Here is a 22,764-nt window from a genome sequence, read left to right on the forward strand (position 1 = left end):
GTCGGCGAGCCACGACAACACACCACGAGAAGGGACCCCCACACGATGGCCGAGATCCTGGAAGTGACCAGGTTGCGACCCGCCCCCGGCCTGACGCCGGACGACTTCGTCGCGGCCAACGCGGACATCAACGACTACCTCAAGCGCCGGCCCGGTTTCCAGTGGCGCCGCATCGTCGTGCAAGAAGACGGAACGATCCTCGACATCGTCGCCTACGACAGCCTGGAGCACGCCCGCGCGGGAGCCGCCGGGATCACCGCAGAGATGGGCGACTCTCCGGTTCACGAAGCGATCGATCACAGCACTGTCGACTGGCAGTTCACCACGGTGCTCCAGCACGTGGAGTGACGTGCCTCCTACCAAGAAGGAGAGATCGCCATGCCCCCGGGGCGGTATGGATGGGATGCCCACTCCGACCACGCTCCGACGGCGCAAAGGTGGTCGAGGTCAACCATGGCGTGGCTTGCTTCAGTGGCCGCTGGTGGCGAGCGCGTAGTCCCCGATGAGGTCGCCCAGGAGAGTGCCGGCGGTGAGGTCGCTGGAGAGGTGGCCGGCCATGTAGAGGCGGGAATAGAGGACTTCGGAGCGCATCCACTCGTAGTCCTGGGCGCGATGGGGGAAGAGCGCGCTGAGGAAGGTGACGGCCGCGGCCGAGCGGGCGGCGTGGCGGGAGGGGTAGGAGTAGGGGGCGTGGCCACGGCCCACGGCGGCACCGCACACGCCGCCAACACCGGGCACGGCACGACCGTCACCCTCGACGTGCCCTGCTGAGCGGCACCGTCGATCGGGCCCGGACAGCGGTGACGTACGGCGGGCACACGGCCCCGCCCCTCCCGGGCCCGCTGCTCGGCCACTGCGGCAATGGGGCCGTCGTCGCCGCGGTCTTCGGGGAGGACTTCGGCTTTCCCGCCGGCCGGTGACGACGTCGGCTGCCTGTACCTTCGTACACCGCCGGGGTCGCTACGTTACGTGTTCCTGACTCTCGAACGCGCCCACAGCGCTGCGGAGTTCTTCACCCGCGACGGTGGCGACGGTGCCCAGCCCGGCGACGCGACCCTCCACCCAGGGTGGAGGGTCGCGTCGCCGGGCTGGGCGCGTGGTCCGCGTCGCGTACTTGGTGTCCGTGGCACCAGCCCGCGCCGAGACAAAGCCGGCGCGGGTGATGTGTGCAGGGATCAGCCCTGGTAGGCGACCAGCGCCATCATGCCTGCCTCACCGTGATACGCGTTGTGGCAGTGCAGCATCCACTGTCCGGGGTTGTCGGCGTCGAAGAACACGGACACGGTCTTCTTCGGCAGGACGATGGTGGTGTCCTTGCGGGGCCCGCCGGCACCGAGCTGGTAGGTGTGGCCGTGCAGGTGCATCGGGTGCCACATGGTGGTGGTGTTGACGAAGTCGAGTCGGACCCGCTGGCCCTCTTCCACGGTGATGGGATGCGCGGCCGGGTTGTTCATGTCGAACCGGCGTCCGTTGATGGCCCAGTTGTAGGTCATCATCGAGCCGGTCAGCTCGATGCGGTGGACCCGGTCGGCCTTCTTCGACGCCAGCCGGACATCGTCCGCGGCGCGCAGCTGCGCGGCGGCCATGAGCATGCCGTCCAGTTCCTTCGGGCGGACGGTCGCGGTCGGGGTGCTGCCGGAGCCGGTGCGGATGACGGCCAGGCCGGTGGCGTTCTTTCCCTCCGCCAGCGCCACCAGGGGGAAGACGCCGTCGCTCAGGGTGACCAGGACGTCGTAGCGTTCGCCCATGCCGATCAGCAGGGCGTCGACCTGCTGGTGCCGCACGGGGAAGCCGTCGGTGTGGGTGATGGTGAGCTGGTGGCCCCCGAGCGCGACACGGTAGGCGGTGTCGCCGCCGGCGTTGATCAGGCGCAGCCGAACCCGCTTGCCGGGCTTGGCGCTGAAGACCTGCGGGTCTGCCGGCACGCGGCCGTTGACCAGGTGGTAGGGGTACTTGACGTCGCCGGCGTCGCCCCCCAGTAGTGGGCTCTGCGCGCCCATCAGCATGAACTTCATGCCCATGTCCCCGCCGGAGGACGGGGCGGACGTGGAGGGTGACCCGCTCATGCCGTCCATGCCGCCGCTCATGTCCATGCCGCCCATGTCGCCCATGTCGTGGCCGTTGGAGCTGGACGGGCTGCTGGAGTCGTTGCCCATGTGCATCCCGTCCATGCCGTGGCGCAACTCGGCGAAGGCGTCGTCGGGGGTACCGGTGACGCCGTCGAGCCAGTCGTCGAGGACGACCACCCACTCCTCGTCGTACGACAGGGGCTCCTTCGGGTCCTCCACGATCAGCGGCGCGTACAGCCCGCGGTCGAGCTGGGCCCCGACGTGGGGGTGGAAGAAGTAGGTACCGGGGGTGTCGGCGGTGAACCGGTACGTGAAGTTGCGTCCCGCGCGTACGGCCGTCTGGGTGGCCGGCGGCACGCCGTCCATGTCGTTGCGCAGGGCGATGCCGTGCCAGTGGACGGAGGTGGTGGCCCGGCCGGGCAACTGGTTGGACAGGGTGGCGGCCAGCGCGTCGCCGGCCGAGACGCGCAGTTCCTTGCCCGGTGTCCGGCCGCTGAAGGCCCAGGTACTGGCCGTGATTCCGGCGCCCAGGTCGACCTTGGCCGAGGCTGCGGTCAGGGTCAGTTCGTGTGTCCTGCCGCTGTGGGTGCGCTTCTTGTCGGTAGTGGCGACGGCCGATCCGGAGGGGCTGATCAGGGCAGGGGCGCCGGCGGAGCCGCTGCAGGCGGCGAGCGCGCCGGCGCCCGCGATGCCGAGCCCGGTCAGCAGGACGGAGCGGCGGTTCATGCTGTTCACAGGGGGTGTCCTTGTCTCGATTCGCTTCTGTTCGGTCGCGTGCGGGCACGGCCGGGCGCACGTGTGAAGGTGCGCAGCCGTGGCCGGCGGCCTACAGCAGGAATCGGGAGAGGACGGAGAGATCCGGTGGCGCCCGGCCCGTCGTTGCCGCTACGGCCTGCCCCACGGCCGGGCCGGGGTGCATGCCCGGGGCCTGGCCAGTGAAGGGCTGGTGGGGAGGGGCGAGCTTCATGGTGTCGATGCCGGCGGCGGAACAGTGCTGCATGGCCGTAACGGAGCATGCCCCGTTGTCGTCGGATGCCAGAGGTGTCGTCGCGCCGGGGGTCATGGGGCGCCCGCCCATGTGCATGGGCAAGCTCGCCGTGGTCGAGTGCCGCATGCCCGCCAGGCTGACTGACTCCGAGGCTGACGGAGGCGGAATATGGGTGATCGCCGCGGCTGTTTCGTGATGGACGAGAACAGCGAGTATCGCCACCACCGCCACGAGGGCAGCACGTATCCACCTCGGTGTGGCGCCGGGGGCGGCGCCCCTTCGGTGATCGACTGTCGCCATGGCTTCCGTCCGTGCTCGGGCCGGCCTGTCGCCGCCAATTTACCCCAGGGGGGTAATACGGCGAGCGGAGATCTCTCCTCGAGGTTTCTACAGGCGCAGCGCCCGGCGCAGGGTGTCGTTGAGTTCCGCGTACTTCTCCTCGGCTTGCGCGGCATCGGTGCGGGCGGCGTCGGCGACGCAGCCGCGTACGTGGTCGTCGAGGAGGCCGAGGGCGACTTCCTGCAGTGCGCGGCTGGCGGCGGTGATCTGGGTGAGGACGTCGATGCAGTAGCGGTCGTCGGTGACCATGCGGGAGATGCCGCGTATCTGGCCTTCGATCTTGCCCAGGCGGTTGAGGTGGTCGCTCTTGTGGGCGGCGTAGCCGGGGGCCGGGTGGTCGTGGGAGGGGTGGTGGGTGGCCGGGGTGGTGTTCATGAGTGTTGGCCTCCCTGGGGTGTGCCGTCGGGGGCGGAGGCGGTGTAGCGGTCCGGGTCGGCGTCGAAGGCGGCGGCGCAGTGGGCGGAGCAGAAGGAGTAGGTGCCGTGTTCGGTTTGCCGGTGTTCCGCGGCTGCCGCGGGGTCCACCCGCATGCCGCACACCGGGTCCGCGGCCGTTTTCCCGCGGTCCTCACATTGGCGGTGTGCGGGGGTGGCGCGCAGGGCGCTGTCGTCGGCGCCGGCTCGGTCGGCAGCGGACTCGACGCGGGGCTGCACGCGGACGGGCCGGGCCGCGGGCAGGGGCTGGGCGTGCCAGCGGCGCAGCCGTGAGGCGTTGGTGACGACCGACAGGGAGCTGAGCGCCATGGCCGCGGCGGCGATGATCGGGCTGAGCCGGATGCCCCACAGGGGGTAGAGGGCACCGGCTGCGAGGGGGATGCCGACGGCGTTGTAGACGAGGGCGAAGAACAGGTTCTGCCGGATGTTGCGCATGGCGGCCCGCGACAGGCGGATCGCGGTGACCACGCCGCTCAGCGAGCCGGAGATCAGCGTGATGTCGGCGGCTTCGATGGCGACGTCGGTGCCGGTGCCGATGGCCAGGCCGACGTCGGCGGCGGCCAGCGCGGGGGCGTCGTTGATGCCGTCGCCGACCATGCCGACGCTGCGGCCTTCGCCCTGGAGGCGGCGGATCTCGTCGGCCTTGTGCTCGGGCAGCACCTCGGCCAGCACCCGTTCCACGCCCACCTGAGCGGCGACCGCCGCGGCGGTGCGGGCGTTGTCACCGGTGAGGATGACGACCTCGATGCCGAGGCGCCGCAGGGCGAAAATGGCGGAGGCGGAGTCGTCCTTGACGGTGTCGGCGACCGCCAGCACGCCCGCGGGACGTCCGTCGACGGCCGCGAGCACGGGGGTCTTGCCCTCGCCCGCGTAGGCGGCGGCCAGGGGGACGAGCGCGGTGGTGTCGATCCCGACGTCGGTGAGGAGGCGGGCGGTGCCGACCAGGACGGCGCGGCCGTCGACGGTGGCCTGGACGCCCTTGCCGGTGACCGAGTCGAAGCCGGTCGCCGCGGGCGGGTGCAGGCCGCGGCCGCGGACGCCGGTGACGACGGCCTGGGCGAGGGGGTGTTCGCTGTCGGCCTCGGCCGCGGCCACCATCCGCAGGAGTTCGTCCTCGTCGAACCCGTCAGCCGGATGGACGTCGGTCAGGACGGGCTTGCCCTCGGTGACGGTGCCGGTCTTGTCCAGCACCACGGTGTCCAACTTGTGAGCGGTCTCCAGGGCTTCGGCGGAGCGGATCAGGATGCCGGCCTGCGCCCCCTTGCCGGTACCCACCATCACGGACAGCGGCGTTGCGAGGCCGAGCGCGCACGGGCAGGCGATGATCAGCACCGCGACCGCGGACACCAGCGCGAGGGTCAGTGCGGGCGAAGGCCCGAAGGCGAACCAGATGGCGAAGGTCGCGAACGCGATGGCGATGACCGCGGGCACGAAGTACGCCGCGACGGCGTCGGCGAGCCGCTGGATGGGTGCCTTGGAGGCCTGGGCCTGCTGCACCAGGCGGATGATCTGGGCCAGCATGGTGTCCGCGCCGACCTTGGCCGTCCGTACCCGCAGGGACCCGGTGCCATTGACGGTGGCCCCGACGACCTTGTCGCCGCTGCGCTTGGTCACCGGCATCGGTTCGCCGGTGACCATCGACTCGTCCACCGCGGAGGAACCGGCGAGAACCTCGGCGTCGACGGGGATCTTCTCCCCTGGCCGGACGACGATCTCGTCTCCCACCGCGACGTCGCCGATGGGGATCTCGGTCTCGGTTCCGTTCCGCACGACGCGGGCGGTGCGGGCCTGCAGGCCCAGCAGGGCGCGGATGGCCTCGCCGGTGCCGGCCTTCGCGCGGGCCTCGAGCAGCCGCCCGAGCAGGATGAGGGTCAGGATGACGCCGACGGCTTCGAAGTAGACCTCCCGCACGTCCTGCGGAAGCAGGCCGGGGGCGAGGGTGACCAGCAGGCTGTAGCCGTAGGCGGCGCTGGTGCCGAGCGTGATGAGGGAGTTCATGTCGGCGGCCCGGTGGCGCAGGGTCAGCCAGCCCGTCACATGGATGGGCCACCCGGTGTAGAACATCACCGGCGTGATCAGCGCCAGCTGCAGCCAGTGGTTCAGCATCCAGCCCGGCACCCAGTCGGCACCGAAGAGTTCGTGGGCCATCACCGCGAACAGCACCGGGGCGGTGAGCACCGCTCCTGTCAGCACCCTGCGGGTGAGGTCCTTGATCTCCGTCTGCCGCTCGGCTGCGTCCGCGGCCTCTGCCTCGGCCGCCGTCCGTCCCTCGCCGGCCTGTTGCCCGCCGCCGGTGGAAACAGCGGGAGCAGCAGGAGGAGTGGTGGCGCCGTGCCCGCCCGGAGCAGGCGGGGCGGAGCCGCCCGTGCCCTCCGCCGGTTCGACCACCAGCGTGCCGTGGATCATGTTCATTCCGCAGGCGAAGCCGTAGGAGCCGGGCCTGTCCGGGATGACCCGCACGGTGGTGCGGCTGTGGGCCGGAAGCCCCGCGCCGACCTTGAGGTCGGGGAAGACCACGCGCGAGGTGCACTCGCCGGCCTCCTGCCGGTCGAAGACCAGCTCCACCGGCACGCCCTGGCGGACCTTGATCACATCAGGGCTGTAGCCGCCCCGGACGGTGACCTCCACCCGCTGCACGCCGCCTTCCAGCCGCGCTGACCCGGCCCGGCGCGGTCCGAAGAAGTACCGGCCCAGAGCGGCGATCAGTACGGCCGACGCCACAACGACCACGATGTCAACGGCAGTCATGGACTCGTTCGCCTCCCAGGTCGGTCGATTCCCTTCCAGCCTCCGACCGGGTACCCCTACGAGGTAGGGGCTGAATGGCCCACCGGTCGGGGACCGTTCGGCCCCTCCCCGGCAGGCCAGGCAGCGTCACTATGCCGGTAGAGGCGAAAAAAAATCCCCTCCGGGAGCCTCTGCGCCCCCGGCTGCTGACAAGCCGAAGCAGGTGAGTGACGATGATGTTCTGGTACAACCACGACGTCAGCGGATGGGGCTGGTTCGCGATGTCAGCCGGCATGATCCTCTTCTGGGCGTTGATCATCGGATTCGGTGTCGTCCTCTACCGAGCCCTGTCCCGGCCGAGTGGTTCGCAGCCGTTCGTGAGCTCCCCGCCCACCGGCTCCTTCCCGCCGACCGCCCCCGCGCCCACCGCCGAGCAGCTGCTCGGTGAGCGGTTCGCCCGCGGCGAGATCGATGAGGACGAATACCACCGCAAGCTCAGCGTGCTGCGCGGCGGCACCGGCCCCCGGCTCAGCAAGAACTGAGGGAAACATGACGGGCGTGCCTTGAAGGAGGTCCGCGATGAACACCAATCAACGCAACTACGGCCTGTACGCCGTCGCCGCGGCCATAGCCGTGGTCGGCGCCCTGGCCCTCGGCCTGCCGGTGGGCACGCTCTTCGTCCTGGCGATCGCGCTCTCCTGCCCGCTGATGATGTTCTTCATGATGCGCGGCATCCATGGTGGTGGTGAGGCGCACGCCGGCCACGGCACATCCCACGAGCCCCGTACCCAGGACGATCTGCTCACCAAGCACGACCGGCCGCCCTACGACGCCGGCCGGACCTGACCGGCCCCCAACGGGTCGCGGACCGGGAGCATGCCTGCCCCCGGTCCCGCGGCCCTTCCCGCACACAAGTGCACACCGAGGAGGCCGTCATGGCTGACGCCGCCTACGGGTTGTGGCCACTGGTCATCCTGAACACCATGCTGCTCATCGCCTTCGCCGCGAGCTTCTTCCACCCCACAACCAGACGCGATCGGCGGGCGAGGGGCGCCCGCAGCGCCTTCCTCGTCGCCCTGTTCACAGAGATGTACGGCACCCCGCTGACGGCCGTCTACGCCGCCCGCACCCCGCGCTTCGTACCGCGCCGCCACACCACCTCGCGTACGCCTCGTTCTCTTCACAGCGCCACGCGGGAGGAGCACCCCCGGTGCCCCGTCCACATCTTCGGAGGCTGACGTGTACTCCGACTCCGCATCGTCCGCCGCACGTTCGCGGCGCCCCAGAGCGGCTGCACGCGCGGCCGCGGCCGGTCTGCTCACCGCGGGTCTGCTCAGCCTCTCCGGCTCGGCGGCGTTCGCGCACGGCGGCGAGGAGAGTGAGCGCGCCTTCGACCTCGTACGGCAGGGCATCGCCTATCTGGTGACCAAACCGAACGACTCCATGGACATCGAGGACAAGATCAACGACTCGCTGGAGGCCAAGGACACCTCACACGTCGACCTGGCCTATGTGCGCAAGGCACAGCGGGCGTTCAAGTCCGGCGACGTCACCGCCACCCGCATCCTGCTGGAGCGGTCCATCGGCGCCCGTCTGGCCACCACGCCCGCCGACCCACTGCCGATCACCAGCCCGCTGCCGATCACTGGCACCGAAACGGGCACGCTCGTCGTCGCCGACCCGCTGCCCGGCCGCGGGGCGCTGCACGCCGGGGACTGGGCTCTGCTGGCCGGCAGTGCGGCCGTAGGAGCCGCGGGCGTCGCCCTCGCCATCCGCATCCGCCCGCACCACGTTCATGGGCAGGCGACATCCGCGGGAGGCACGTCATGACCCGCATGCAGCCGGCGCCGACCGAGCCGCAACACCCCGAACGGGCCGGCCGGACACGACACTTCATGGACGCCGTCGACGAGCGCCTGGGTATCAAGGCCATCGAATACCCCGTGCCCTCCCACGCCAACACCGTCGGCTACAGCCTCGGCGGCCTGACCGCCGTCAGCCTGCTGATCCTTATCGCCACCGGCGTCGTGATGGCCCAGTTCTACAACCCCGACCCGGCCTTCGCGAACGCCTCCGTACGCCACCTCGTCAACGGCGTCTATCTCGGCAAGTACCTGCGCGGCCTGCACTACTGGGCCGCCGAGGCGATGTACGTTCTGGCGATCCTGCACCTGCTGCGGATCTACATCACCGGTTCTTACAAGCGGCCCCGCGAGGGCAACTACCTCATCGGCGTGGGCATGTTCGCCCTGATCATCGGTGCCATGTTCACCGGCACCGTGCTGAAGTGGGACCAGGAGGGCTACGAGGCCCTGAGTCACAACCTCGAGATCGGCAAGCTGTTGGGCGGCATGGGCTTCTGGTTCCACTCGGACTTCTCCGGCCAGGTCCCCCTGCTGATACGTCTGTACGTCGCCCATGTGTCGATGATCCCGATGCTGATCCTCGGCCTGCTGGTGCTGCATGCCCTGCTGGTCAAACGGCACAGGATCTCATCGCGTCCGGACAATCCCACGGAGACCGGTGAGCCGTTCGAGCCGTTCACCCATCACTTGCGCCGTATCGGCGCCCTCGGATTGATCCTGCTGTCCGTCCTGTCCGTGCTCGCGATCGTCTTTCCCCCGGGCATCGGCTCGACGCCGGTGGAGGGCATCGAGGTCACCAAGCCACCGTGGATGTACTGGTGGCTGTTCACTCTGGAGAACTGGATCGGCCTGTCCGGCATCGTCTGGGGGGCCGGCATCCTCTTCGCCCTGCTGATCGCCCTGCCGTTCATCGACCGAGGTCCGGAACGTCACTGGCGCCGCCGCCCGGTCGCGATGATCCTCGGGGCCGCCGTGATCGCCTTCCTGATCGTCCTGACGATCCTGGAGGCCGTCACGACCCCGGCCCAGCACCTGATGGGAGGCTGACACCATGTCGCGCGCCCAGGTCAGCCTGTGGACCCTGACCGCCGTCGCCGTCCTCGCCGCCGGCGGCACCGCCCAGGCCCTCGCCGCCCCGGCCTCCACGGCAGCCGACATCACGGTCGCCGCCGGCCTGCTCCTGCTCTTCGTCAGCGGAGCCCTGCTCTTCCGGGTGTTGAGGCACCTCCTGCGGTCATCGACGCCGCCGCATCCCTAGGAGCAGCCATGACCGCCGCCACCGTCCTCCAGGCCCCGCCGGTCCTGACGGCCACCGGGATCGAGAAGAGCTACCGGCGCGTGGCCCGGCCGCAGCGCCGCCGGATCACCGTCCCCGCTGCGCGCCCCCTGCCGCCAGGCGACCACTGACGTTCCACCGCGAAGGAGGACACATGACCACAACCGGCCGCAAGGAACTGCAGCATCCGCGCTTCGCCCGCCGGTATCTGAAGATGGCCGTCGAGTCCGATCGGCGAGGCGGTGCCGCCCATCGCGACCGGCTGCTCGCCGGACTGACCGGCCGTGTCCTGGAGGTCGGGGCCGGGCAGGGACGCAACTTCCCGCATTACCCGGGCACCGTGACCGAGGTGGTCGCCGTCGAACCCGACGACACCCTCCGCGCCGTCGCCGAGAAGGCCGCCACCTCAAGCGCTGTGCACGTCACAGTCGTGCCAGGTGATGCGAGTGAACTTGCGGCCGAGGACGGAGAGTTCGACGCGGTCGTCGCCTCGCTCGTGCTGTGCTCGGTCACCGACGTCTCCGGCGCGCTGACGGAGATCGCCCGAGTCCTGCGGCCCGGCGGCCAGTTGCGCTTCTACGAGCACGTACGCTCCCCGCACCGGTGGGCGGGCCTGCTGGAGGACGCGATCACCCCGCTGTGGCGCCTGGCCGGCGGTGGCTGTCACCCCAACCGGAACACCGAAGCCGCCATCCGGGCCGCCGGCTTCACTGTCACCGAGATCGACCGGTGCGCCTTCTCCTTCTCCCCGTGCGTACCGAACACGCTGCACATCATCGGGACCGCGGTACGCCCTTGACGGTCCCGTGCGGCGACCCGGATTCCTTCCCGACCCTGCAGATCCAGAGGCGTGGAACACGCCGCCACTCACTGCGTGATCCTATGTGATCGATCGATTACGGTTTGTGTGTGATTCGTGTGGTGGTCGGGAGCCGCGCCCTGCGCCGTCCTGCACCGTCCGTCCTGCTCATCGGGCTGATCGTGCTCGTGGCGTCCCACTTGGTGGGTGCCCTGCACGGGCCGGGCTTCATCGGCCCGCGCAAGCCCCTCACCGTAGGCGTCGCGGCATCGACGGCGGTCGCGGAACCGGTGACCCATCGGTCACGTCACGGCCACGGTCATGACGCCTTCGACGATTCCCTCGAGCATGTTGTCGACCGTGTCCGCGACCATGCAGACCTCCAAGCCCACGCTCCAGAGTCGGTCGGGTCGACGGCCGTTCAACGGCCCGCCACGAGTCCGTCCCCCGATCGCGCAGCCCCGGCAGACAGCGCTTCCGCACCCTCACACGGCCGATCCGCATGCGTCCAGCACTGCGTCTGGAGGCAGTAGGCACGACCCGCACGCCCTGATCAGGCCCGCACCCAGGGAGGGGCGGGCCCCGGTTCGGCGTGCCCCCGCGCCCCTGCACCACCAGCACCGCGCCCGCCCCGACCGGCGGACGCGAAGGAGCCGTACGCCCATGGATCTCCCCCTGCTCGCACCCCCCATCCCTGCCGGGGCCGTCGCCCCCGACCCCCTGATCGCCCGTCGGCCCGCCCACCTGGTCGGCAACACTCCGGTCCTGTGGATCGACGAGCCGTTCGCCCCACCAGGCCGCGGCTTCTACGCCAAACTGGAAGGCGCCAACCCCGGCGGCCTCAAGGACCGCCCAGGCCTGCACATGGTCCGCGAGGCACGGCGCCGCGGGGCCCTTACTCCCGGCGCACCGATCGTCGAGTCCTCCAGCGGCACCCTCGGTCTGGGCCTCGCGCTGGCCGGGCTGACATACGGCCATCCCGTCACCGTCGTCACCGACCCCGGCATCGAGCCCTCGATGCTCCGGCTGCTCACCGCACTCGGCGTGCGCGTCGACCAGGTCACCGCCCCGCACACCGACGGCGGCTGGCAGGAGGCCCGCCGCCGGCGGGTCGCCGAACTCCTCGCCGAAGGCCCGGGCGCCTACTGTCCCGACCAGTACCACAACCCCGACAACGTCGCGGCCTACCGCCCGCTGGCCGCCGAACTCCTCGCGCAACTCGGCCGTATCGACGTCCTGGTGGCAGCCGTGGGCACCGGCGGCCATTCGGCCGGCGTCGCGGCGGGACTGCGCGAGTCCTCCCCCGAACTGCGGCTCATCGGCGTGGACGCGACCGGCTCCACGATCTTCGGACAGCCCGCCCGGCCTCGTCTCATGCGGGGACTGGGGTCCAGCATCCACCCCTGCAACGTCGACTACGACGCCTTCACAGAGGTCCACTGGGTCGCCCCGGCCGAGGCGGTGTGGGCATGCCGCCGGCTCGCCCGGCGTCACTACGCCACCGGAGGCTGGAGCGTCGGCGCGGTGGCGCTGGTGGCCGGGTGGGCGGCGCGGACGTATCCCGTCGGCACGCGGATCGCTGCGATCTTTCCCGACGGCCCGCACCGCTATCTGGAGACCGTCTACAACGACGCCTGGTGCCGTGAACACCAACTCCTGGACGAAGACCCTCCCATGGAACCGGACGAGATCGCCGAGCCGGACGAGCGCGTGGTAGCCGGCTGGACCCGGTGCAACCGGGTGCGGGACCCGCTGGGGCGAAAGACGACGGCGCAGGCAGGTGTCCGGTGAAGCGGCTTCGAGCACAGGTGGCCTCCTTCGACCGGCCGGCCCGGCTGCTGATGGTGAACCAGTTCGCCATCAACTGCGGCTTCTACATGCTGATGCCGTACCTCGCCGACCATCTCGCCCACGGCCTCGGGCTGGCGGCCTGGGCGGTCGGCCTGGTCCTGGGCGTGCGCAACCTCTCCCAACAAGGCATGTTCCTCGTCGGCGGCACTCTCGCCGACCGCTACGGCTGCAAGCCGATGATCCTCGCCGGGTGCGCCCTGCGCACGGTCGCCTTCGGGCTGCTCGCGGCGGCGGCCAGCCTGCCCGTCCTGATCCTCGCCTCGGCGCTGACGGGTCTGGCGGGCGCGCTCTTCAACCCGGCCGTACGGGCCTACCTGGCGGCGGAGGCCGGTGAGGAGCGTCGGGTGGAGGCGTTCGCCACCTTCAACGTCTTCTACCAGGCAGGCATCCTCATCGGCCCGCTCGCCGGACTCGCCCTGCTGGCCTTGGACTTCACCGTGGTCTGTACGGTAGCCGCGCTCATCTTCGGCACGCTGGCCGTCCTCCAGGCCCGCGCCCTGCCTGTCCGCCCACCGGCCGATCGAGGTGCCGAGCCTATCTGGCGGGCGGTGGCCGCCGACTGGCGCACCATCGCCACCAATCGGCCCTTCGTCCTCTTCGCCGCCGCGATGAGCGGCTCCTACGTCCTGGCCTTCCAGGTCTATCTGGCCCTTCCACTCCAGGCCCGCGAGCTCTTCGGCGACCGGACCGGGCTGGTGACCGGCGCGATCTTCTCCGTATCAGCCCTGGCCGCGCTCTCGGGCCAGCTCAAGCTGACCGCGTGGGCGAAGGAGAACCTGCCCGGACCACGCGCGATCGTGTACGGACTGACGGCGATGGGGGCAGCCTTCGTCCCACTGCTGCCCGGGTCGCACGGCGCGGTCGTCGGCGTGGGCGCCCTGACGCTCTGCGCGGCCCTGCTCGCCTGGGGAGGGGCGCTGCTCTACCCCTTCGAGATGGACACCGTCGTACGGCTCTCCGGGGATCGGCTGGTCGCCACGTACTACGGCGCCTACAACACCGCATCGGGCATCGCGATCTCCCTTGGGAACCTCGCCGTCGGCGCACTCTTCGACACCGGGGTGCACTGGCTGCCGTGGGCAGTGCTGGCCACCACGGGATTCCTGTGCGCAGGGATGGTGACACGGCTGAACCGAGCCGGGTATCTGACGCCGAGGCCGACCGTGGTGGCCGTGCAGGGGTGACGCTCAGCGGGGCCCAGCGATGCTCGCCGCCCAGACGCGAAGCCAGTCACCGTGTCGGCCGGCGGATGACACTCGCCGGGGCCGTGCTGCGCGCGGCGGACCACGGCAGCGGCGTCGGCTTGGCCCGGGCGGGTCAGACGGCCGGCTTCCTCGCGGTGAAGAGGGACGCTGCCTGACCCGACCGGGCGCCGGCCGGTCAGAGGTTGCCGTTGTGGACGGGGAAGCGGGCCGGTTCCGGGATGCCCGCCGACTTCACGTCCTCGACCGTCGTCTCCATGGCCCTCAGATGCGACTGCAGGGCTTCGGCCTCGGCATTGCCCGGCCGGGCCCGCAGTGCGAGATGGGCCACCGGGTGATGTCCGTGGTCGTGGCCGCCCATGGGCCCGCTCCAGGGCGGGTGGAAGCTCCAGGGCACCTGCCCTTGCAGGTTGTTGGCGGCCATCCAGTCGTCGATCCGGGCGTCCACCCACCCGTGGATCTTCCAGAAGAGCGGGTTCACGTGGGAGGAGTAGGTGTCGCCGAGCCAGTTGTAGGCGGAGTCGTCCCACTTGGGGTCGACGTTGAACTCGTCCCCGCCGGGCCGGTATTCGGGCATCTGTGCCGACCACCGCATGTGCAGGGCGTTGTGGATGAAGAACTCGACGAAGGCGCCGAGGCGGCCGAGCGTGACCCGGCGCAGTACCGCCGGGTCGGTGACCTGCGCCTCCAGCGCGTGTATCCGGTCGTACTCCGCCTGCGACTTCACGTCCAGGAGAAACTGGGTGCCGCCGGGGTCGCCCGGCAGCTCGTAGACGGGCGGGACGGGGAAGTCCGGGTCGTCCGGCGTCGGGATCGTCACCCACCCCTGCACGTGCGGGTGTTGAGGATCGCCCACCTCGGCCAGGATGCCGTTGACCTCGGCGATCATCTGCCGGTGCATGTACAGGAAGTCCTCGCCCGACTTGTTGTCGAGTTCCACCGGCCTGTCCCCGGTGGCCGGGTCTGTCGGCCCGCGGGACGGCCGGGGCGGTACCCAGCCGTGGTCGCTGAAGACCTTCTTCTCCGCCGTGGTCAGATCGGCCCACGAGTCTCGTGTGCTGTGCCACAGCATGTGGTGCAGGCGCATGGCGCGGTCGGCCATGGCGTCGATGACCGGCTTGGGAAAGGAGTTCATGTGCGCTCGACCTTCCTGACTTGCTGAAGTCGGCGAGTTTGCCTGCGCGGCGGCATAGCCGCCGGCACGGAGGGTGGCTGCGGCAGCGCGGCGGGGGAGGCGCGTAGGGCAGGGCGGTAAGTGGGATGTGCGTACGGCCGCACGGTGCGCCGCAGGCTCGACGGCGACGGTGCCCGAGGCCGGGCAGAGCACACACGTGCCCCAGCGCTCGAACGGCCTTGGAGAAACGGCGGTGTGAGCTTGTCTGATTCCTCTGATTCCACTGTGGGGCAAAGTGCCTGTTCACGCATCTGGGCAAGACGCCGTGTCAGGGGTCCGCCCGCCCGGCGCAAGCCGGCACCGCTCACGCCTACGCCACCTGCGGCATCCCGCAAAGATCCGGGCCGGGTTGTCAGTGCAGGACGCTGACGGCTCGGGCGATGACCAGCAAGGAAGTCAGGAGTGCCGCGATGCTCTGAACGCTCATCAGCAGCTTGGCGCGGGCGGACAAAGGCATGGTGTCGGTGGGGCTGAAAGCGGTGGAGTTGGTCACGGACACGTACAGGTAGTCCACGAGGTTCGGTACCCAGTCGGTGCTGATGCTGGCCCCGTCGGCGACCTCCTGCACCGCGTCGTCGTTCTCGTCCTGGGAGAAACGGAAGTCCGCCAGCGGCAACTCGCCCCGGGGAAGCTGGGTGCGTGCCACCGGGCCGCCTCGGTCCAGTTCCCAGTACGCCAGACCGAAAGCGATGATGTTGGTCAGCCACACTTGCAGCGCGGCCATGAGCAGTGCACGGCCGTCCTTCACGCCGGCGTAGAGCAACTCGTGGATGAGGATGCCCAGGGCGGTGAGGTTGCTGGCGGCGATGACGAGGACAAGTGTCAGGGACAGGAATCGGAAGGCGGCCGTCTGCCGGGTGAGCCGTCTGGGATTGATGGCAATGAGAGGGATCAGGAGCAGCACTTCCAGGGTGGGCACCACGTAGCGGGGCGCGAGCAGCAGCTGCTGGGGGAGCGCCACGTACAGCAGGATGGCCACCAGCGTGGCGGCCACGCCCGGCAGCCGTGCCTCGCCGCGACGCTCGTGGCGAGGATGTCTCATACGCGCCCGATCGCGGCTCTTGACCATGTGCTGCCTCTCTGCCCTCACCGCCTTCCCTGGGACCGTGTCAGAAGGAAGCGGGTGACTTTGTTTTCCCTGAGCGCCGTCTACCCTGACTTTCGTCAGGCATATCGAGCGGGGGGCGGAAGCCACCCTGACGAAGGCTTCCTCTGAAACGCGCCCCGGAGGCGTCCGGCCACGAGGTCGTGATCAACGTGGCCGGACGCACGGTGAGTTGCCGATACACGCAGGCCAACTTGCGCAAAATGATGGACTCCAGGGTCGACTCCGCCCGGATTGTGGGCGCCGCGATCGCGGGTGCTGCCCAACCGCCCGGGGTGTGGCTGCGCCCGCAGCCCCACGGGGTTGAGGTCACAGCAATCGGTCGACCAGCCCGTCGATGTAGTCCGGGGTGAGCGGGACCATGCCGAACAAGACGCGGATGTACATCGGGGCCAGGATGTGGTCCAGCACCTCGAACGCGTCGGGTGGGTGCTCGCCACGGTCGCGGGCGCGATCGAGCATGGACTGCATTTGCCGGGTGCGTTCGGCCCGGAGGTCGGCACCGGCCTCCAGCCCCTTCTGACCGCTGCTCGACAGGGCGACGGCCAGGTGCAGCACCGCCGGACCGTCGGGTCCGGTGATCTCGCGGGCCACTTGGGCCGCGTAAGTGCGCAGGTCGCCGGCGAGGCTTCCGGTGTCGGGCATAGGTGACTGCGCGTTGAGGCGGGTGAGTGCCACGTCGGTGAGCAGGGATTCCAGGCCGCCCCACCGGCGGTAGATGCTGCTGTCGGCTACGCCTGCGCGGGCTGCGACATCGCCGACGGTGAAGTGGCCGTAGCCGCGCTCACTGATCAGGTGGGTGACGGCCTGGTGCACTTGCGCGCCGACGCGGGCGCTGCGTCCGCCGGGCCGCCGGGCTGGCTGTCGCTCGTTCATTCCCTCACCTTAACGCAGTAACCACTTGCGTTTGTGAGGCGATGCTCCCTATAGTCGCCTAACGCAGTCCTCGGCTGCTTTAGGGTGTTCAGGTGTGTCGACACCTGCGTCGACCAGACCGGGCGCAACCAACGATTGAGGGGCATCCCATCGCTGCATCCCATGCGACCATAGGCAGTCGATCAAACCGGGGCGTGCTGCTCACCGTGACCTGCCTAGGCCAGTTCATGGTCCTGCTCGACAACACGATCGTCGGAGCGGCACTGCCCGACATGCAGCACCGGCTGCACACTCAACTGACCGGACTGCAATGGATCGTCGACGCCTACGTCCTGCTGGTCGCCATGCTGCTGCTGTCCGGCGGTGTCTTCGCCGACCGGTTCGGCCGCAAGCGGGTGTACCTGACGGGCGCGGCGGTGTTCACCGCCGCGTCGCTGCTGTGCAGCCTCGCGCCGTCGCTCGGTTGGCTGGTCGTCGGCCGGGTTCTGCAGGGCATCGGGGCCGCGGCGCTGAGCCCGGCCTCGCTCGCCCTGCTCGCCGCCGCCCATCCCGTGCCGCAAGAACGGGTCAAGGTGATCGGGCTGTGGGCCGGACTCAGCGGAATCGGCCTGGCCGCAGGCCCCGTTGCCGGCGGCGTTCTGACGCAGGCCTTCGGCTGGCCTGCCATCTTCCTGGTCAACCTGCCCGTCGGCGTGGTCCTGTTGGCGGTCGGCCTGCGCCGCCTCGGTGAGTCCCGCAACCCGAGCGCCTCCGCGATCGACATCCCGGGCACGGGCCTGTCCGTTCTGGCGGTGGGGGCACTGACCTTCGGATTGATCGAGGGAGGTGCCCGCGGCTGGACCTCACCGGTCATCCTGGGCAGCTTCGCCGCCGCGGTGGTCCTCCTCGCCGCCTTCGTCGCCGTCGAAGCCCGTCGTTCGGCGCCGATGCTGCCGCTGCGGCTCTTCGGGCAGCGCCTGTTCACCGTGTCCAACACCGCCATGGTCGTGGTGGGGTTCGCGCTCATGGGCTCGTCGTTCTTCTTCTCCCAGTTCTTCGTGTACGTCCAGGGCAGTTCGATCCTGCGCGCCGGTCTGCAGACCCTGCCGGTATCCCTCGCCATGGTGATCGTCAGCCCGTACGCGGGCCGACTCGCCGCCCGGTACGGCTTCCGAATCGTGGTCACCATCGGCCTGGCCCTGGCCGGCCTGGGACTCCTGGCCCTCGGGATGGTGCACGCCGACACCGGCTACGGGAACGTGTGGTGGCGGCTGGCACTCATCGGCACCGGCTTCGCACTGGCCATGTCCCCGCTGACGGGGGCCGCCATCCAGGCGGTCAGCCCGCAGGAGAGTGGACTCGCCTCTGGCGTCAGCAGCACTACCCGGCAGATCGGTGCGGTGCTCGGCGTGGCGGTACTCGGAGCCGTCGTCCGCACCCGGCAATCCGGCGGTGCCTCCTTCGAGGCCGGCCTCAACAGTGCCTTCCTCGCTGCCGGCGCCGTCGTTTTGGCCACGGCCGTGTTCACCGGCCTGTGGCTGGCGAGGTCCAAGGCCGCGGAAGGCTCCGCGGCGCGGCAACGTTCCACCGTTCCGGGTGCGGTCCCCGTCTCGAACGAGGCTTCCGTGAACCGCCGTTGACGATAACAACCTCCCCTGGCCGGGAGGAGCGGCTGAGCGCCAAGAGCGTCGTCGTCACCATGCCGCTGCCGAGGCCCCCTGGACGGAAGGGGCCAGGACGATCCGACCCTGGCCGGGCGACGCACCACCAGGTCCGTATGGTTCCGTCAAGCCCCTCGCCGGTCCTCTTCCTCGCCGGTGTCGGCCTGTGCCTGGGGGGACGCGGTCTTGGTGCGCCCGGTGATCGGGGCGAGGCGTTGGGCGGCCGTGCCGAGGAGTTCCAGGTCGGCCTTGGTGTGGGCGATCGCCGCGTCGATCAGGAGGGTGACCAGGGGGTCGTCCGCCCGGGTGCGGCGTAGCCGGGTCAGACCGGCGAGTTCGGCGACGTAGGTCTGCTGTTGCGCGGTGATGAGCGTGTCGAGGGCGTCGGGGCCGAGGGAGGAGGCGCCGAAGAGTTTGAGGAACAGTTCGTCGCGGAATCCGCCGGTGCGGACCCAGGCGCTGGTGGCCCAGTCGCGCAACTCGTCGTCTCCGGCGGGTGTGAGGGTGTAGCGGGTCTTGTCGGGACGGTCCGCCTGGCTCACGTGGGAGCGGACGACGTACCCGTCACGGACCAGGCGGTCCAGGATCTGGTAGAGGTGACCGATGTTCAGGCCGCCCCATTGAGGGCCCATGGCCTGCTCGAACCGGCCTTTGAGCTCATAGCCGTGATCCGGGCCGTCGGCCAGCAGCGCGAGCACCGCGTGGTGAAGCGGCATGGACCCTCCTGCAACGCCATTTACATGCCTGGTGGATTGTGACAATGTACCGCTGCATTGTGACAATGCAGGAGGGTGGCAGCACGGTGGATGTGACGTTACGAGGTGTGACGCGCCGATATGCGGAACTGGTCGCACTTGATGCCGTCGACCTGCGCATCGAGTCGGGGACCGCCGTGGCGCTGACCGGCCCCTCGGGGTCGGGGAAGTCCACGGTGCTGCATCTGCTGGGCGGGATGGACCGGCCCAGTGAGGGGACGGTCGAGGTCGACGGCGACGCGCTCACGCCACGGCGGCTGGACGCGCACCGCCGACGGGTCGGTTTCGTCTTCCAGCGCTTTCATCTGCTGCCGGCTCTGACCGTGCTGGACAACGTCCTGGCGCCGGTGCTGCCCCGCCGGGTGGACTTCGACCGGCACGAACGCGCGACGGAGGTGCTGGAGGCCGTCGGCCTCGCGCAGCGTGCGGACGCACTGCCGTCGGAGTTGTCCGGAGGTCAGCAGCAACGGGTCGCGATCGCACGGGCGTTGATCAACCGGCCCGGGCTGCTGCTGGCCGACGAGCCGACCGGGAACCTGGACAGTACGACCGGGCGGGACATAGTCGAGTTGCTGCTCTCACTGCGCGAGCGCTACGGCACGACCCTGCTGGTCGCCACGCACGACGTCGAGGTCGCCGCCAACTGCGACCGTATCGTGCGGCTTTACGACGGCCGGATCGTGGCCGACGACCGGGTGACGCCGGACGGCGACGTCCTCGGCCGTCTCGGAGGCCTGCGCCCGTGATCGGCATGATCCTTTCCCAGCTGCGGCGCCGACGCGGGCGGGCCCTCGCTCTGGCCCTGGGCATTCTCGTCGCGGCCACCGGCTTCACCCTGCTGACCTCCGCCGTCACCACGAGCCGCGCCCGGACCACCGGAGTGGTCCGGCACAACGCCCGTTCCGCGTACGACATTCTGGTCCGCCCGTCCGCCGCGCAGACCTCCCTGGAGCGTCAACGGGGCCTGGTGCAGGCCAACTTCCTGTCCGGCGTGTTCGGCGGTATCACCCTCGACCAGTACCGGCGCATCGAGAAGCTGCCGGGACTCGACGTCGCCGCCCCCATCGCCAACATCGGCTATCTGATGGTGGACGGCCGCCTGCGCCTCGACGTCTCGCGCTTCCTCGACTCCAAGGCCCCCGCCCAACTGCTGCGCCTGAAGCCGACGGTGAAGGCCGGCCTCGGCAGCTATCCGGTCGCCGACCAGTACGTCTACCTCACCCGCAACCCGATCACGGTCCGCAACGATCTCATGGCCGAAACGGGAATGACCGGCCTGGAACAGGAGAAGGCGGCCGGACGGACGTACTGGGTGTGCTGGTATTACAACAGCGACAAATCCGATACGGCGAAGGGCGCCGACGGCACGAGGCTGACACCCCAGGCCGACCCCGGGTACAACCCGGTACCGACGTCGGCGTTCGACCTCGACGCACGATCGCGGATGACCTGCCGCTCGGGAGAGGGCAAGGCCGCGGCGGAGATCCCGGTCGCCTTCCCGGTACTGTTGTCCGCCGTCGCCCCGGATGCCGAAGACCGGCTGGTCGGTCTCGGTGACACGGTCACCGCCGGCCGGATGCTCACCTCGAAGGACCGGCCGGTGTGGGGCCCCGACCCCTTCGACAGCGGCCCGGCGGCCAGCCGCCAGCATGACTACCAGGTGCCGGTGATGCTCAGCAGCCACGCCCTGACCTCCACCACCCTGACGGCGAAAGTGCAGCGCCTCAACGCAGGTGATCCCACGAAGTTGCCCGGCAGGCTCGGCAGCCCGGCGGCCCACCGGTTCGTCACCGCACTGCGGGGCAAGACCGTCGGCACCGTCGGCGCCGACCTCGACAAGGCCTTCCGCTCCGTCGATCAGGCCGGCAACTTCGACACCGGCGGCTACTGGACCGTCGGACCGGTCGCCTACGGCACCTCCGCCAACGGCCTGGTCGCGCGGACCCGCCCGCAACAGCCCGCCGGCGTCTGGAAGAACAACCTCCAAGGAACCTCGGCGCTGCTGTCCGACGTGCCCGAAGAAAACGCCGGCACGCAGTACCGCACGGTCGTCGGCCATGCCTCCACGAACTGCGGGGGACACAAGACCTGCAGCGGCGAGGACGGCGGCCGCGCCCCGATCCCGGTCATCCACCTGGTCGGCCGCTACGACACCACCCGGCTGCACGGCTTTTCCGCACTCTCCGCCGTGCCGCTGGAGACCTACCGCTCCCCACAGGTCACCGGCGCCGACGCGGCCACCCGGTCCGCGCTCGGCGACCGACCGCTGCACCCCGACCGCAACCTGGGCGGCTACCTCAGTCCACCGCCCACCCTGCTCACCACCCTCGACTCGATCGCCGCGTTCACCAAGAGCCGCCACACTCCCACCGCCCAGGAAAGGGCGCCCGTCAGCGCCATCCGTATCCGGGTGGCCGGAGTGACGGGCGTCGACTCCGCGTCCCGGGCCCGGGTGAACGCCGTGGCCGCACGCATCCATGACACGTTCCCGCACCTCCGCGTCGACGTCACCGTGGGCAGCTCCCCGGCACCGCAGACCGTCGCACTCGCCGCCGGGCTCCAGGTCCGGGAGAACTGGACCGCCAAGGGCGTGGCCCTGCGCATCCTGCGGGCCGTCGACACCAAGAGCGCCGTGCTGTTCGCGCTCGTGCTGGTGGTCTGCGGGCTGTTCCTCACCCAGGCAGCCCTGGCCAGCGTCCGCTCCCGCCGCACCGAGATCGGCACCCTGCGCTGTACCGGGTGGAGCGCGGGGGAAGTCCTGCGCCTGATCCTCGGCGAACTCGCCGTGGTCGGCCTGGGCGCGGGCGCGACGGGCGTGCTCCTCGCCTACGTCCTGGGCGCCCTGCTCGGGCTCTCCCACTCCTTCGCGAAGGCGGCCCTGGTACTGCCGGTCGCCCTGCTCCTCGCACTGGCGGCAGGCCTCATCCCGGCGTGGCGGGCGACCCGGATCAGCCCCCTGGACGCCGTCACCGCCCCGGTGGCGCCGGCCCGCCGCTCCGTCCCCGTGCGCTCGGTCGCCGGCCTCGCCCAGCGCGACCTGCTGCGGGCGCGCGGCCGTACCGTGCTCGGCGCGGCCGGACTCGCCCTGGCGGTGGCGGCGTTCACCGTGCTGCTCTCGGTCACCTTCGCCTTCCGAGGTGAAGTCGCAGGTTCCCTGCTGGGCAACGCGGTCGTGGCCCAGGCACGCACCGCCGACTACCTGAGTGTCATCCTGACCCTGCTGCTCGGCGCGGCCGGCGCGGTGGACGTCCTGGTCATGTCCCAGCGAGAACGGGCAACGGACCTCGCCGTCCTGCGCGCCACCGGCTGGACGACACGCGAACTGGCCCGGCTGACCCTCTACGAGGGCCTCGGCCTGGCCCTGCTCGGCAGCCTCACCGGCGCCGCAGCCGGCCTGGCCACCGTCCTCGCACTCGGCGAAGGAGTCCTTTCAGGACACCTGTTGCCGGTCGCCGCAGCCGCGGCGACAGCCGTCCTCGTCTCGACCGGCCTGGTCTGCGCGGCACTGACCGTCCCGATCCGCACGCTGACCCGGATCGCGCCCCTGCGGGTCCTCACCGCGGACTGATGACGAGAACGACAGCGGACGACGGCCCGTAAAGTTCATTCCGTAGCTCGGCGGCGCGGCCGGGGCACCCCGCTCGCGGGCGGCCCCGGCCGCGCT

Annotated in this window: 23 protein-coding genes and 1 pseudogene; 15 read left to right on the forward strand and 9 right to left on the reverse strand. The window is 70.3% G+C overall.

Annotated elements, in window-relative coordinates; all coding sequences use genetic code 11:
- Nucleotides 1-45: 45 nt before the first annotated feature.
- Nucleotides 46-348, forward strand: a complete 303-nt coding sequence (locus FBY22_RS16695; protein ID WP_142146405.1) for a hypothetical protein — start codon at nt 46-48, stop codon at nt 346-348.
- Between the two features lie 120 nt (nt 349-468).
- Here FBY22_RS16695 and FBY22_RS16700 read toward each other — a convergent pair whose 3' ends face one another.
- From FBY22_RS16700 to FBY22_RS16715, 5 genes are all read right to left on the reverse strand, one after another.
- The gene (locus FBY22_RS16700) at nt 469-738 is read right to left on the reverse strand and encodes a phosphatase PAP2 family protein (RefSeq protein WP_160159882.1); all 270 of its coding nucleotides are present in this window, start codon (nt 736-738) and stop codon (nt 469-471) included.
- Nucleotides 739-1,175: 437 nt separating this feature from the next.
- Nucleotides 1,176-2,804 carry a multicopper oxidase family protein gene (locus FBY22_RS16705; protein ID WP_142146409.1) on the reverse strand — a complete coding sequence of 543 codons (1,629 nt, stop codon included), beginning with the start codon at nt 2,802-2,804 and terminating at the stop codon, nt 1,176-1,178.
- A 91-nt stretch (nt 2,805-2,895) separates the two neighbouring features.
- On the reverse strand, nt 2,896-3,069 hold the full coding sequence (locus FBY22_RS43870) for a hypothetical protein (RefSeq protein ID WP_160159883.1): 174 nt from the start codon (nt 3,067-3,069) through the stop codon (nt 2,896-2,898).
- Nucleotides 3,070-3,444: 375 nt separating this feature from the next.
- Nucleotides 3,445-3,771, reverse strand: a complete 327-nt coding sequence (locus tag FBY22_RS16710; protein ID WP_142146411.1) for a metal-sensitive transcriptional regulator — start codon at nt 3,769-3,771, stop codon at nt 3,445-3,447.
- On the reverse strand, nt 3,768-6,578 hold the full coding sequence (locus FBY22_RS16715) for a heavy metal translocating P-type ATPase (RefSeq protein ID WP_142146412.1): 2,811 nt from the start codon (nt 6,576-6,578) through the stop codon (nt 3,768-3,770). Before FBY22_RS16715 ends, FBY22_RS16710 begins: the two co-directional genes overlap by 4 nt.
- A 215-nt stretch (nt 6,579-6,793) precedes the next feature.
- Here FBY22_RS16715 and FBY22_RS16720 point away from each other — a divergent pair, with 215 nt between their 5' ends.
- The 10 genes from FBY22_RS16720 to FBY22_RS16760 all read left to right on the forward strand — a co-directional run bounded on the left by FBY22_RS16720 (nt 6,794) and on the right by FBY22_RS16760 (nt 13,532).
- The gene (locus FBY22_RS16720; protein ID WP_142147739.1) at nt 6,794-7,099 is read left to right on the forward strand and encodes an SHOCT domain-containing protein; all 306 of its coding nucleotides are present in this window, start codon (nt 6,794-6,796) and stop codon (nt 7,097-7,099) included.
- A 37-nt stretch (nt 7,100-7,136) separates the two neighbouring features.
- Nucleotides 7,137-7,403, forward strand: a complete 267-nt coding sequence (locus tag FBY22_RS16725) for a DUF2933 domain-containing protein (RefSeq protein WP_142146414.1) — start codon at nt 7,137-7,139, stop codon at nt 7,401-7,403.
- An 89-nt stretch (nt 7,404-7,492) separates the two neighbouring features.
- The gene (locus FBY22_RS44925) at nt 7,493-7,795 is read left to right on the forward strand and encodes a hypothetical protein (RefSeq protein ID WP_260844880.1); all 303 of its coding nucleotides are present in this window, start codon (nt 7,493-7,495) and stop codon (nt 7,793-7,795) included.
- Between the two features lies 1 nt (nt 7,796).
- A complete protein-coding gene (locus FBY22_RS16735) occupies nt 7,797-8,387 on the forward strand; it encodes a hypothetical protein (RefSeq protein ID WP_142146416.1) in 591 nt (196 codons plus the stop codon).
- The gene (locus tag FBY22_RS16740) at nt 8,384-9,469 is read left to right on the forward strand and encodes a cytochrome b N-terminal domain-containing protein (protein WP_222127766.1); all 1,086 of its coding nucleotides are present in this window, start codon (nt 8,384-8,386) and stop codon (nt 9,467-9,469) included. Before FBY22_RS16735 ends, FBY22_RS16740 begins: the two co-directional genes overlap by 4 nt.
- Nucleotides 9,470-9,473: 4 nt before the next feature.
- Nucleotides 9,474-9,680 (forward strand): hypothetical protein, encoded by a 207-nt coding sequence (locus tag FBY22_RS16745; RefSeq protein WP_142146417.1) that lies wholly within the window; start codon nt 9,474-9,476, stop codon nt 9,678-9,680.
- A gap of 8 nt (nt 9,681-9,688) precedes the next feature.
- Nucleotides 9,689-9,829, forward strand: coding sequence for a hypothetical protein (locus FBY22_RS43875; RefSeq protein ID WP_160159884.1), 141 nt, complete (start codon nt 9,689-9,691; stop codon nt 9,827-9,829).
- A 23-nt stretch (nt 9,830-9,852) separates the two neighbouring features.
- Nucleotides 9,853-10,497 carry a class I SAM-dependent methyltransferase gene (locus FBY22_RS16750; RefSeq protein WP_142146419.1) on the forward strand — a complete coding sequence of 215 codons (645 nt, stop codon included), beginning with the start codon at nt 9,853-9,855 and terminating at the stop codon, nt 10,495-10,497.
- A 663-nt stretch (nt 10,498-11,160) separates the two neighbouring features.
- Nucleotides 11,161-12,288, forward strand: coding sequence for a PLP-dependent cysteine synthase family protein (locus tag FBY22_RS16755; RefSeq protein ID WP_142146421.1), 1,128 nt, complete (start codon nt 11,161-11,163; stop codon nt 12,286-12,288).
- A complete protein-coding gene (locus tag FBY22_RS16760) occupies nt 12,285-13,532 on the forward strand; it encodes an MFS transporter (protein ID WP_142146423.1) in 1,248 nt (415 codons plus the stop codon). Before FBY22_RS16755 ends, FBY22_RS16760 begins: the two co-directional genes overlap by 4 nt.
- Nucleotides 13,533-13,728: 196 nt before the next feature.
- Here FBY22_RS16760 and FBY22_RS16765 read toward each other — a convergent pair whose 3' ends face one another.
- Nucleotides 13,729-14,685, reverse strand: coding sequence for a Tat pathway signal protein (locus tag FBY22_RS16765; RefSeq protein ID WP_142146424.1), 957 nt, complete (start codon nt 14,683-14,685; stop codon nt 13,729-13,731).
- 391 nt (nt 14,686-15,076) lie between these two features.
- Nucleotides 15,077-15,766, reverse strand: coding sequence for a hypothetical protein (locus tag FBY22_RS16770; RefSeq protein ID WP_174267164.1), 690 nt, complete (start codon nt 15,764-15,766; stop codon nt 15,077-15,079).
- A gap of 194 nt (nt 15,767-15,960) precedes the next feature.
- On the opposite strand from FBY22_RS16770, the pseudogene FBY22_RS44930 reads away from it, so the two are divergent.
- A pseudogene (locus FBY22_RS44930) lies at nt 15,961-16,116 on the forward strand (epimerase); the annotation flags it as partial.
- A 22-nt stretch (nt 16,117-16,138) separates the two neighbouring features.
- Here FBY22_RS44930 and FBY22_RS16780 read toward each other — a convergent pair.
- Nucleotides 16,139-16,705 (reverse strand): TetR/AcrR family transcriptional regulator, encoded by a 567-nt coding sequence (locus tag FBY22_RS16780; protein WP_142146428.1) that lies wholly within the window; start codon nt 16,703-16,705, stop codon nt 16,139-16,141.
- Nucleotides 16,706-16,854: 149 nt separating this feature from the next.
- Here FBY22_RS16780 and FBY22_RS16785 point away from each other — a divergent pair, with 149 nt between their 5' ends.
- The gene (locus tag FBY22_RS16785) at nt 16,855-18,324 is read left to right on the forward strand and encodes an MFS transporter (RefSeq protein ID WP_142147743.1); all 1,470 of its coding nucleotides are present in this window, start codon (nt 16,855-16,857) and stop codon (nt 18,322-18,324) included.
- A gap of 146 nt (nt 18,325-18,470) precedes the next feature.
- On the opposite strand, the gene FBY22_RS16790 is transcribed toward FBY22_RS16785, so the two are convergent.
- Nucleotides 18,471-19,061 carry a PadR family transcriptional regulator gene (locus FBY22_RS16790; RefSeq protein WP_142146430.1) on the reverse strand — a complete coding sequence of 197 codons (591 nt, stop codon included), beginning with the start codon at nt 19,059-19,061 and terminating at the stop codon, nt 18,471-18,473.
- A gap of 107 nt (nt 19,062-19,168) precedes the next feature.
- On the opposite strand from FBY22_RS16790, the gene FBY22_RS16795 reads away from it, so the two are divergent.
- Both FBY22_RS16795 and FBY22_RS16800 read left to right on the forward strand, forming a co-directional pair.
- Nucleotides 19,169-19,846: an ABC transporter ATP-binding protein gene (locus tag FBY22_RS16795; protein WP_260844881.1), complete on the forward strand. Its 678-nt coding sequence runs from the start codon at nt 19,169-19,171 to the stop codon at nt 19,844-19,846.
- Between the two features lie 5 nt (nt 19,847-19,851).
- Complete coding sequence (locus FBY22_RS16800; protein WP_142146432.1) at nt 19,852-22,668, forward strand: ABC transporter permease; 2,817 nt, start codon at nt 19,852-19,854, stop codon at nt 22,666-22,668.
- Nucleotides 22,669-22,764 lie beyond the last annotated feature (96 nt).

The organism is Streptomyces sp. SLBN-31, from assembly GCF_006715395.1.
In the GTDB taxonomy this organism is placed as follows: domain Bacteria; phylum Actinomycetota; class Actinomycetes; order Streptomycetales; family Streptomycetaceae; genus Streptomyces.